We start from the raw sequence: 12277 nt of genomic DNA on the forward strand, positions 1-12277 counted from the left end.
CATGGCCCTTTCCATGCCGGCCATCATGAAGACGACGGCAGCGCGGCTTTCGGCGCTCTATCTCCTGCTGTTCGCCATCTGTGCGGTGCTGCTCGTCTTCTACATGACCTCGCTGTCGGCGCGCATGCTGACCGGCCAGACGCAGGAGACCATCAACGACGAGGTGCTCGGCCTCGCCCGGGTCTATCAGCGCGGCGGCTTGCCGCTGCTGGTCCGGGTGGTCGAGCAGCGCTCCCGCCAGCCCGGCGCCAACCTCTATTTGATCGCCGATGCCAACGGCCAGATCCTGACCGGCAACGTGCAGAGCCTGGAACCCGGCGTTCTCGTGGCCGAGGGCTGGACGACGGAGCCGTTTTCCTACCGGCGCTTTGGCGAGGGCGAGCTCGAGCGGCAACGCAACCCGATCGCCGACCCGAACGAACCCAGCCAGAGCGAAGCCCAGGTCGAAGGCGAGAAGGGCCACAACGCCATTGCCTTGGTGCTGCGCCTGCCGAACCAGATGATCATGCTGGTCGGCCGCGATCTCGGCGAGCCTGAGCGGTTCCGCGCCGTCATCCGCCGCGCCTTGACGTTGGCGCTCGGCATGATGGCGCTTGGCGGAATTTTGATCTGGTTCTTCGTCGGCCGCGCGGCGCTGAAGCGCATCGACTCGGTGTCGCAGGCCAGTCGCCGCATCTTGGGCGGCGACCTTTCCGGCCGGCTGCCGGTCACCGGCGCCGGCGACGAGTTCGATCGGCTCTCCGAAAATCTCAATTCCATGCTGGCCAGGATCGCCACGCTGAATGAAGGGCTGAAGCAGGTCTCCGACAATATCGCCCACGATCTGAAGACGCCGCTGACCCGGCTGCGCAACCGCGCCGAGGCGACGCTCTCCGGCAAGCACAACTCCGCCGACTACCGGCAGGCGCTGGAAGCGACCATCGCCGAGTCCGACCATCTGATAAAGACCTTCAACGCCATCCTGATGATCTCAAGGCTGGAGGCGGGCTATTCCTCAGAAATCACCAGCCGGGTCGATCTGGCTGCTTCCGTGCGCGATGTCGTCGAGCTCTACGAGCCGGTGGCGGAGGAGGCGGGAGTGACACTCGAGACCTCTGTGCAGGACGGCTTCGCCGTTGAAGGCAATCGCGAGCTGATCGGCCAGGCGCTATCGAACATCGTCGACAACGCGATCAAATATTCGACCGACTCGACAGCCAAGCCGACCGTTCGCGTGGCGCTCGATCGCGTCGGCAGCGAAATCAGGCTTTCCGTCACCGACAACGGCCAGGGCATTCCCGACGATGCCGATCGCGCCAGGGCGACCGAGCGTTTCGTGCGGCTGGAGAAGAGCCGCTCGCAGCCGGGTTCCGGTCTCGGCCTCAGCCTCGCCAAGGCGATCATGACATTCCACAAAGGGCGGCTTGATCTCCTGCCCGCCAATCCTGGATTATCCGTCGTCATGAGTTTTCCCGAACGGGAGGATCGCTGATGGCGGTGAAGGCGGCTGCGGAACACACCAACTGGCTTCTGAAGCCGGCGGCAAGGCTCGTGCCTCTGGATCAGAACCGAGCCCGGCGGGAATTGTCGGAGATCGCTTCCGCAGCGCAGGAAGAGGGGCTTGCCGTGCTGGCGAAATTCCTGGCCGGAGAGGGCGCCGTCCAGGAGTTTCTCGCGGCAGTCTTCGACCTGTCGCCGTTCCTGCGCGACACGGTGCGCCGCCGCCCGCAGATCCTGGATGCGCTTTTCGATGAGACCGTCGAGGCCCGGCTGGCGTCGATCGGCGCCGCCATCGACAAGGCCGCGCGGGCGGAAGCCATCTCTGAGAACGGCCTGATGATGGAGCTGCGGCAATGGAAAGCGGAAGCGCATGTTCTGATCGCGCTGGCCGATCTTGCAGGCGAGGCCGAAACTGCAATCACAGTACGGCGGCTGAGCGATCTTGCCGACGCCTGCACCCGCGCTGCCGTCGACTTCCTGCTTCGCGACGCGCACCGACAAGGCAAGCTCAAACTGCCGGATCTCGAGGATCCGGCGCGCCGGTCGGGCTGGATCCTGCTCGGCATGGGCAAGCTTGGCGCGCATGAGCTGAACTTCTCCTCCGACATCGACCTCGTCGTTTTCTTCGACCCGCAAGCGCCAGCAGTCGTCGATCCGCTCGATGCGACGGAGCTGTTTTCGCGCCTGACCCGCCGGCTGGTCCGCATGCTCCAGGACCGCACCGAACACGGCTATGTTTTCCGCACCGACCTCAGGCTTCGTCCCGACCCCGGTTCGACACCGCTGGCGATCCCGGTCGAGGCGGCGCTGCGCTACTACGAGGCGCGGGGCCAGAACTGGGAGAGGGCCGCAATGATCAAGGCGCGTCCGGTGGCCGGCGATGTCGCCGCCGGCACTGCGTTCCTGAAGGAGCTCCAGCCCTACATCTGGCGCAAATACATGGACTATGCGGCGATCGCCGACGTCCATTCGATCAAGCGCCAGATCCATGCCCACAAGGGTCTTGGCGAGATCGCGGTGAAGGGCCACAACGTCAAGCTCGGCCGCGGCGGCATCCGCGAGATCGAGTTCTTCGTCCAGACCCAGCAGCTCATCGCCGGCGGCCGCTTCCCCGAACTGCGCGGCCGCGAGACGGTGCCGATGCTTGGCCAGCTTGCGGCACGCGGCTGGATCACTGCCGATGCGCGCGATACGCTCACAAGGCAGTACTGGCTCCTGCGCCGCGTCGAGCACGCCGTTCAGATGGTCGCCGACGAGCAGATCCACATACTGCCGGACGATGACGAAGGGCTCGAACGCATTGCCCGCCTGCTCGGTTTTGCCGATGCGGCGGCCTTTGCCGAGGCGTTCCGCGCCGCACTCCATCAGGTCGAACGCCACTACGCAGCGCTTTTCGAGACCGCGCCCGAGCTTTCGGCTGGCATCGGCAATCTGGTCTTTACCGGCGATGTCGACGACCCCGATACGTTGCAGACCCTGCAGAGATTGGGATTCCAGCGGGCGAGCGACATCTGCCGCGTCATCCGCGGCTGGCATTTCGGCCGCTATCGCGTCACCCAGTCAGCCGAGGCGCGCGAGCGGTTGACCGAACTGACGCCGGCGCTGCTGCAATCCTTCGGCCAGACGCGCCGCGCGGACGAGGCGTTGATACGCTTCGACGAATTCCTTGCCGGTCTGCCCGCCGGCATTCAGCTGTTCTCGCTGCTCCACTCCAATCCGGCTCTGCTGAAGCTGCTGGCGACCATCATGGGCGCGGCGCCCCGGCTGGCCGCCATCATCACACGCCGGCCGCACGTGTTTGACGGCCTGCTCGATCCGGCCCTTTTGACCGAACTGCCGGACCGCGCCTATCTGTCCGGCCGTCTCGCCGCGTTCCTCGAAGGCGACAGGGCCTATGAGGACGTGCTCGACCGCTTGCGCATCTTTGCGTCCGAGCAAAAATTCCTGATCGGCGTCAGGCTGCTTGCCGGCTCGATCGATCCGGCGCGCGCCGGCCGTGCCTTTTCCGATCTGGCCGATCTCACCATCGACGCGGCGCTGCGGACGGTCATCGCCGAGTTCGCGCTACGCCACGGTCGCATCGCCGGCGGCACGGTTGCGCTGCTCGGCATGGGCAAGCTCGGCAGCCGCGAATTGACGGCCGGCTCAGACGTCGACCTCATCCTGCTCTATGATCACGACGCCGATGCCGAAGAATCCGATGGCGACAAGCCGCTCGCCCCGTCGCACTATTACGCCAGGATGACGCAGCGGCTGATCGCTGCGGTGTCCGCGCCGACCGCCGAGGGCGTTCTCTACGAACTCGACCTTCGCTTGCGGCCGTCCGGCAACAAGGGGCCGGTGGCGACCCATGTCGATGCCTTCAAGAAGTACCAGCGCAAGGACGCCTGGACCTGGGAGCATATGGCGCTGTCAAGGGCCCGCGCGATCGGCGGCGATCAAGCGCTATGCGCCGAGGTCGAGACCGAAGTGGCACAGGTGCTTGCCCTGCCGCGCGACAGCACCAAGGTGATGGCCGAAGCATTCGAGATGCGTGCGATGATCGAGAAGGAGAAGCCGCCGCGCGATCTCTGGGACATCAAGCTGATCCCGGGTGGTCTCATCGATCTCGAATTCATCGCGCAGGTTGCGGTGATCACGGGAAAGGTCGAAGCCGGCCGCCGGGCCACCGGGACAGCGGACGTGCTGTCGAGGCTGGCGCCGGATTTCGCCGAGGCCCAGGTCAGGCAGGAGCTTTGCGATGCCTATGCGCTCTATCTGGCGCTGACCCAGATGATGCGGCTCTGCCTCACCGGCGTATTCGAACGCGACGATGTTCCGCCGGGGCTTTCGGATCTACTACTGGCGGTCACCGACCTGCCGGATTTCGGCGTGCTGGAAGCGCACCTCAAGGAGACGTCGCAAAATGTCAGGAAGGATTTTGGCTTTTTGCTTCGTGTGAATGAGTAGTGAGTGGTGAATGGTGAATGGTGAATGGAATTAGATATTCACTACTGACTATTTCACTATTCACTATTCACTATTCACTAGTCAGGCGGCGGCCCTGACTGGCTGCGTCGGCTTCCTGGTCGGAATGCGCACCGACACGATCGTGCCGGTGCCTTCGGTGGAGCGGATTTTCAAGGCGCCGCCCTGAAGCTCGGCCAACGAGCGTGAGATGGCAAGGCCAAGGCCGGAACCGGCATGGCTCTTGGAAAACTGGTTCTGCACTTGCTCGAACGGCCGCCCGAGCTTGCTCAGCGCCTCCTTCGGGATGCCGCAGCCATTGTCTTCGATCGTCAGCACCAGAGCGCTGGAGGTGTTGCGGGCCCTTACCGCAATGCGGCCGCCCTGGCCGGTGAACTTCACCGCATTCGACAGCAGGTTGATGATGATCTGCTTGATCGCCCGGCGGTCGGCGAACAGCGTCAGCGAATCGGGGATGCGTGTTTCGACGGTGATCGACTTTTCCGCCGCCTGCAGCGAGATGACGCGCACCGTTTCCCGCATCAGCGGGCAGAGGTCGATTTCCTCCTGATCCATCGAGAACTGGCCGGCCTCGATCTTCGACATGTCGAGGATGTCGTTGATGACGCCCAGAAGATATTTGCCGCTGCCGTTGATGTCGGTGGCGTATTCCTCGTAGCGCGGCGAACCCAGGGGCCCGAACAGCGCCTGTTCCATCAGTTCGGAGAAGCCGATGATCGCGTTGAGCGGCGTGCGCAATTCATGCGACATGTTGGCCAGGAACTCGGATTTGGCCCGGTTCGCGGCCTCGGCGCGCTCGGTTTCCTTCATGTATTTGTGATTGAGCTCGACCAGTTCGCGCGACCGCTCTTCCTCTGCCCGGCGGGCAAGGCTGAGGTCATGGATCGTCGCCATCAGCCGGCGCTCACTGTCGACCAGCTTCTCCTGGTGCAGCTTGATCTGGGTGATGTCGGAGCCGACCGAGACGGTGCCGCCGTCCCTGGTCCGCAACTCGTTCACCTGCAGCCAGCGGCCATCGGCAAGCTGCCGCTCGAAGGTCACGCCGCCTTGCTGCCCGTTGGTGTTGGCAAGCCGGCGCTCCGAAGCGAAGGCAAGCATGCGATCTTCGAGAACGGCGCGCGAGGCGCCCGGCATCACGTCGCGATCCGACAGGCCGTTGTCCTGCTGGTACTTGGAATTGCACATGATCAGGCGCTGGGCCGAATCCCAGAGCACGAAGGATTCGTTGATGTTTTCGATGGCCGTTCGCAGGCGAAGATCCGCGGCCTCGGAACGCAGCGCCAAATGCCGCTGCTCGGTGACGTCGACGGCGATGCCGATCAACTGGATCTCCGGCGCTTCCGGGTCGATCACCTGCGCTCTTGCGCGCATCCACACCCATTGTCCGTCGGCGTGGCGCATCCGGAACACCTGGTCGATGTGGTCGATCTCGCGTGCGACGATCCTGTTGGCGAGCTGGAACAGGTCGCCGTCCTCCGGGTGGATGATCCCGTCGACCTCGCCGAACGACAGCATCGTGTCGCAGGGCTCATAGCCCAGCATGTCGTACATCGAACGCGACCAGTACATCTTGCCGCGCACCATGTCCCAATCCCACAGGCCGCAGCGGCCGCGCACCAGCGCCATGTCGATGCGCTGGTGCGCTTCGAGATAGATGCGGTCGGCGGTCTGGGCGCGCGCCGCCTGGCCGAAATAGGCATAGAGGACGATGATCAGCACGCCGGCCGTCAGCACGAACAGCGTGACGTTGAGCGAAACGGTCTTGCGCCACGTGTCGAAGACCGCATCCTGCGGAACGAGCGCTGCGGCAGCACCATTTCTGCCGTTTGCCAGGCTCACCGCGGCATACCAGTCCTGGCCGCCGATGCTGACCTCCATCACCCCGGCGCGGTCGCCGAACATGAACAGCGGTTGACCGCCCTGGGCGATGGCGTCGAGCGACCGCCCCTCCCAGCCCGTCGATTGCGGTGTCACGGCAACGATCTTGAACGCGCTGTCGGTGACCGCAAGCACGTGGCTTCGGCCCATGGCGCCCTGACGGCTGATGCCCTCCAACAGGTCCTGCGTCGCGCCAGGCGTCGAGGCCATGTTCGCATCGACGCTGATCGAACTGGCCAGTTGGCCCGCCGCGAGCGAGAGGATCGCCTTGGCGTCGCGTTCCACGTCGTCGCGCTCGTGCATCAGCGACAGGAACCGCAGTGCCGCGATGACAATCAGGAAAATGATGATGAGGGCCGGTATCGATCGGCGCAGCAATGGCTCGGCTACCAGAAGCCGTCGGTAGGCGGGTTCGGCGATCAGCCGCGCATTGCCGGCGAGACCGTCGCTTCCCGCCTCACGCTGCTCAAAACCCGTCCCTCCGGGCGCGCCCCACGCGTCCGCCTTCGCCATAAATGGCTCTCCCCGATCTTAAATCTGCTTGACGATCCGGCGACGCCGCACTTCCGAATCTTCAGCTAAAGAATCAAAGGTGATTCGGCTTGTCCAGTGGCGCAGCGAAAAAAGATTAAAAATCGACTAAAATAATGGCTTTATGGGCGGGCTTCCCTTCTCCCCTTGTGGGAGAAGGTGGCCGAGCGAAGCTCGGTCGGATGAGGGGTGCTCCAGCTTGGCACCGACAGCACTCCGTCCAACACCCCTCATCCGTCTCGGCGCTACGCGCCGATCCACCTTCTCCCACAAGGGGGAGAAGGGAAGGACCATTACGCCAGCGTGCGCTCAATGATGTCGCGCAAATCGGCCGACAGGTTCTCGGTATTGGCAATCGAAAGCAGCGCTTCCCTTGCCTTGCCCTGCCGGGCAGGTTCCAGCGAGCGCCATGATCTGAGTGCCGTCGCCAGCCTGGCGGCCAATTGCGGGTTGCGCTTTTCGACCTGCAGGACCGTTTCGACGAAAAACCGGTAGCCTTCGCCGTCGGCGCGATGGAAGCCGGTCTGGTTGGCGCTGGAAAACGTGCCGACGAGCGAGCGCACCCGGTTCGGGTTGGCCATCGAGAAGGCCGGGTGGCCGGTCAGGGCGCGCACTGCATGAATGGTTTGCGGGCCCGGCACGCTGGCCTGGATATGGAACCATTTGTCCATCACCAGCGGATCGGTCGCATATTTCGCTTCGAACTCCGCCAGCGCCTTGACCGTCTCGGGCGAACCGTTATGGCGAAGCGCAAGCACGCTCAATGCGGCGGCCCGGTCGGTCATGTTGGTCGCGGACTGGAAATGCCGGGCCGCAAGCGCCGCACCTCCATGCAGCAGCGAAAGATAGTCGAGCAAGGTGTTGCGCAGCGCCCGGCGACCGGCGCTTGCCGCATCAGGACTGAAAGCGTCCTTGTCGGTCAGTCGATCGTAGAGGTCGGAGAATATCTCGCGATTCGCCTCGGCGATCGCGACCGTCAGCGCCTCGCGGGCCGAGAAAATGGCATCGGGGTCGATGTTCTTGCCGATGTCACGGGCGATATCGGCTTCGCTCGGAAGCGCCAGAGCCAGCGCCCGATAGGCCGGTTCGAGTGTCTCGTCGCCGGCTATTTTGCCGGCAAGCTCGATCAACCGCGATGCGAAACCGGGCTGCTTGCCGTCAAGGACCTGGCGGAAGGTGGATATCAGAGCCTCGGTCAAAAGCGTGTTGAACGCCTGCCAGCGCGAGAAGGTATCGTTGTCATGGCCAGCAAGGAAGAACTGATCGTCGGCCCTCTGCTCGACGGAAAGCGTCACCGGCGCCGAGAAGCCGCGGTTGAGCGACATCGCCGGGCGCTCAGTGACGCCCGAGAAGCGCACCATGTGCCGGCGCTTGCGGATATGGATGACGCCGTCCTCGACGCTGGCACCCTCGACGCCGCCATATTCTATCGCTTTGCCGTCGGTGCCGACCAGGCTGAAGGCCAGCGGAATATGCATCAGCCGCTTGCGGCTTTCGGACGGCGTTGACGGCACCGACTGTTCGATCTCGAGCGTGAATTCCTGGGCCGCCGCATTGTGCGTCGAACTGATGGTCAGATTGGGCGTGCCGGCCTGATGGTACCACAGCGAAAATTGCGCGAGGTCGCGCCCGGACACATCCTCGAACACCTTGATGAAGTCTTCGATGGTTGCAGCCTCGCCGTCATGGCGCTCGAAATAGAGATCCATGCCGGCCCGGAACGTCTCGGCGCCGAGAATGGTGCGGATCATGCGCACCACTTCCGAGCCCTTTTCGTAGACTGTCGCCGTGTAGAAATTATTGATCTCGCGGTAGCGGCGCGGTCGCACCGGATGCGCCAGCGGTCCCTGGTCTTCGGGAAACTGATGTGCCTTGAGCGTGCGCACTTCGGCGATGCGTTTCACCGCTCGCGAGCGTTGGTCGGCGGAGAATTCGTGATCGCGGAAAACCGTCAGCCCTTCCTTCAGGCAAAGCTGGAACCAGTCGCGGCAAGTGATTCTGTTGCCGGTCCAATTGTGGAAATACTCATGCGCGATGATCGCCTCGATATTGGCGAAATCGGCGTCCGTTGCGGTCTCCTGGTCGGCCAGCACATACTTGTCGTTGAAGATGTTAAGGCCCTTGTTCTCCATCGCGCCCATGTTGAAGTCGGACACGGCGACGATGTTGAAGACGTCGAGGTCGTATTCGCGGCCGAACGCTTCCTCGTCCCATTTCATCGACCGTTTCAGGGCGTCCATGGCGTAGCCGGCGAGCCGCTCCTTGCCCGGCTCGACAAAGATGCCGAGCTCGACCTGGCGGCCGGACAATGTGACGAAGCTGTCCGCGACCTTGCCGAGAGCCCCCGCCACAAGGGCGAACAGATAGGACGGCTTGGGGAAGGGGTCGTGCCAGACTGCATAGTGCCAGCCGTCGGCAAGTTCGCCGCTGCCAGCCGGGTTGCCGTTGGAAAGAAGCAGTGGCGCCTCGTGGTGCGGCGCCTCGATGCGCACCGTATAGACCGACAGGATATCCGGACGATCGAGAAAATAGGTAATGCGCCGAAAGCCCTCGGCCTCGCATTGCGTGCAATAGACGTTGCTCGAGCGATAGAGGCCCATCAGGGCTTCGTTGTGCGCCGGCGCCAGCTCGGTTTCGATCAGCAGCTGGAAGCGGGCTGCTGTAGGCGGCGTGGTGATCGTCAACTGATCGGGCGTGGCGAAAAAATCGGCCGGCGCAAGTGTCTGGCCGTCGATTGCGATGCGGCCGAGCGTCAGGCCATCGCCGTCCAGCACCAGCGGCACTGACGCCGCGACGCCGTCACGGCGCTCGACCGTCAGCACGGCGATGACGCGCGTGGCTTCCGGCGACAGCCGGAAAGTCAGGCCGGTTTCCGGAATGAGATAGTCGGTGGGGCGATAGTCTTCGAGCTTGAAGACCTGGCCGGTGTCCGTGCGCATTTCCGTTGGTTTTCCTGTCGATTCCCGCAGCGGCAGGTGGGTCCGCTGGTCGAAGAAATGTGAAGCACGCGCTCTTTACACGAAACCGTCACTCGACAAAACTGGCGCAGCGCCTATTTCAGGCACTCGTTTTCCAATCATCGTCGCGAGGTATCCATGACCGTCGTCACACCGAAATTCGGCATGGGCGCCTCTGTGCTGCGTCGCGAGGACCAGGCCTTCCTAAAGGGTCTCGGTCGCTATACGGACGACATCCAGCCGGCCGGCCTCCTGCACGGCTATGTCCTGCGCTCGCCGGTGGCCAAGGCGAGCTTCACCCTCGGTTCGACCGAGGCGGCCAAGGCGGCATCTGGCGTCCATCTGGTGCTGACCGGTGCTGATCTTGCTCATCTCGGCAAGCTGAAATCCGGCGTCATGCAGAGGCAGCCGGACGGTACCAAGGCGCCGACCCGCGACATTCCGGTCCTTTGCCGCGACCGGGTCAATTATGTCGGCGACGCCGTCGCCTTCGTCGTCGCAGACAGCCGCGCGCTGGCGCAGGACGCGGCCGAACTGATCGAGGTCGATTATGAGGGCGAGGATGCCGCGTCCGGCACCGCCACGGCGCTTGACGAAGGCACGCCGCTGGTCTGGCCGGAACTCGGCTCCAACCGCGCCTTCAGCTACCACATCGGCGACAAGGCGAAGACCGCGGCGGCATTCGCCAGGGCGGCGCATGTCACCCGCATCGAATTCATCAACAACCGGCTGGTCTGCAACTACATGGAGCCGCGTTCGGCGATCGGCGAATGGAACACGCAGGAGAACCGCTTCGTGCTGACCACAGGCTCGCAGGGCGTGCATTCCATGCAGTACATCCTGGCCGATATATTCAAGATCAAGAAGAACCAGCTGCGCGTCATCACTCCGGATGTCGGCGGCGGCTTCGGGCCGAAAAGCTTCGTCTATCGCGAGCATCCGCTGGTGCTGGAGGCCGCCAGGCGCCTTGGCCGCCCGGTGAAATGGGCCGGCGACCGCACGGAGCATTTCCTCACCGATGCGCAAGGCCGCGACAATGTCGTGACCGCCGAAATGGCGATGGACAAGGACGGCCGCTTTCTCGGCATGAAGGTCGATCTCATCGCCAATATCGGCGCCTATATCTCGCAATACGGCCCGTTCATCCCCTATATCGGCGTCACCATGTCGACCGGCGTCTACGACATCCGGGCGCTCGACGTTTCGGTGACCGGCCTCTACACCAACACTTGCCCGGTCGATGCCTACCGCGGCGCCGGCCGTCCGGAAGCGGCATTCCTGCTGGAAAAGCTCGTCGACGCCTGCGCCCACGATCTGGGCTTGCCAGTCGAAGAGATCCGCCGACGCAATTTCATCAGGCCCGAGCAGTTCCCTTACCGCACGCAGACCGACCGCCTCTATGATACCGGTGAATTCGCAGGCCATATGGACCGCGCCATCGAACAAGCGGAGTGGCAGGCGTTCCCGGAGCGACTGGCGCAGTCGAAGGCGGAAGGCAAAATCCGCGGCATCGGCATGGCGACCTATATCGAGGCCTGTGCCTTTCCCGGCTCCGAACCGGCCTTTGTCGAATTGAACGGCGACGGCACGGTGACGCTGAAGATCGGCACCCAGACCAACGGGCAGGGGCATGCGACCGCCTATGCGCAGTTCCTCTCGGAAAAGCTTCATCTCGACATCGGCAAGATTCATGTCCGCCAGGGCGACACCGACGAGCTGAAGGCCGGCGGCGGCACCGGTGGCTCGCGCTCCATTCCGCTTGGCGGTGTGTCAGCTTCTCGCGCCGGCGAGGATCTGGCCATCAAGATCAGGCGCATCGCCGCCGATGAGCTGGAAGCCTCGGCCGACGACATCGAATTGTCCAACGGCGTTGCCCGCATCGTCGGCACCGACCGCACGATCGATTTTTCGAGCATCGCCAAGGCCGCCAAGAACCCGGACGATCTCAAGGGCTTTGGCGAGTTCGTGCAGGACGAATGCACCTATCCGAACGGCACCCACATCTGCGAGGTCGAGGTCGATCCCGACACCGGCGTGACGGAAATTGTCCGCTATACGATCGTCGACGATTTCGGCGTCACCGTGAACCCTGTCCTGCTGGCCGGCCAGGTGCATGGCGGCGTCGTCCAGGGCATCGGCCAGGCGCTGACCGAGAACACGGTCTATGACGAGGACGGACAGCTGTTGACGGCAAGTTTCATGGACTATGCCATGCCGCGCGCCGACGATTTGCCGTTCTTCCATTTCGAGACCCGCAACGTGCCCTCGACCACCAATGCGCTCGGCATCAAGGGGGCAGGCGAGGCGGGCACGATCGGAGCGACGCCGGCCGCGCTCAACGCGGTGACGGATGCGCTCTATCGCGCCTACGGCATCAGGCACATCGACATGCCGGCAACGCCGGCGCGCATCTGGGCGGCGATCCAGGAAGCAGCTGCCAAGTGAGCCCGACGGACCATCCCGGC

At 63.8% G+C, this 12277-nt stretch carries 5 protein-coding genes; 3 read left to right on the forward strand and 2 right to left on the reverse strand.

Annotated elements, in window-relative coordinates; all coding sequences use genetic code 11:
* The first annotated feature begins 1 nt into the window (after position 1).
* Positions 2-1471, forward strand: coding sequence for a sensor histidine kinase (locus AC0L18_RS21640; RefSeq protein ID WP_473494139.1), 1470 nt, complete (start codon positions 2-4; stop codon positions 1469-1471).
* Entirely contained in the window at positions 1471-4428 is a 2958-nt protein-coding gene (locus AC0L18_RS21645; RefSeq protein ID WP_473494140.1) for a bifunctional [glutamine synthetase] adenylyltransferase/[glutamine synthetase]-adenylyl-L-tyrosine phosphorylase, read from the forward strand. The genes AC0L18_RS21640 and AC0L18_RS21645 overlap by 1 nt, the downstream gene beginning before the upstream one ends.
* A gap of 81 nt (positions 4429-4509) precedes the next feature.
* Here the strand turns inward: AC0L18_RS21645 and AC0L18_RS21650 are convergent, their stop codons facing one another.
* Together AC0L18_RS21650 and pepN are read right to left on the reverse strand one after the other, a co-directional pair.
* Positions 4510-6837, reverse strand: coding sequence for a PAS domain-containing sensor histidine kinase (locus AC0L18_RS21650; RefSeq protein ID WP_473494141.1), 2328 nt, complete (start codon positions 6835-6837; stop codon positions 4510-4512).
* A 311-nt stretch (positions 6838-7148) separates the two neighbouring features.
* On the reverse strand, positions 7149-9794 hold the full coding sequence (pepN, locus tag AC0L18_RS21655; RefSeq protein ID WP_473494142.1) for an aminopeptidase N: 2646 nt from the start codon (positions 9792-9794) through the stop codon (positions 7149-7151).
* Positions 9795-9950: 156 nt separating this feature from the next.
* Here pepN and AC0L18_RS21660 point away from each other — a divergent pair, with 156 nt between their 5' ends.
* On the forward strand, positions 9951-12257 hold the full coding sequence (locus AC0L18_RS21660; RefSeq protein ID WP_473494143.1) for a xanthine dehydrogenase family protein molybdopterin-binding subunit: 2307 nt from the start codon (positions 9951-9953) through the stop codon (positions 12255-12257).
* Positions 12258-12277 lie beyond the last annotated feature (20 nt).

It is taken from the genome of Mesorhizobium sp. WSM4819 (assembly GCF_055811215.1).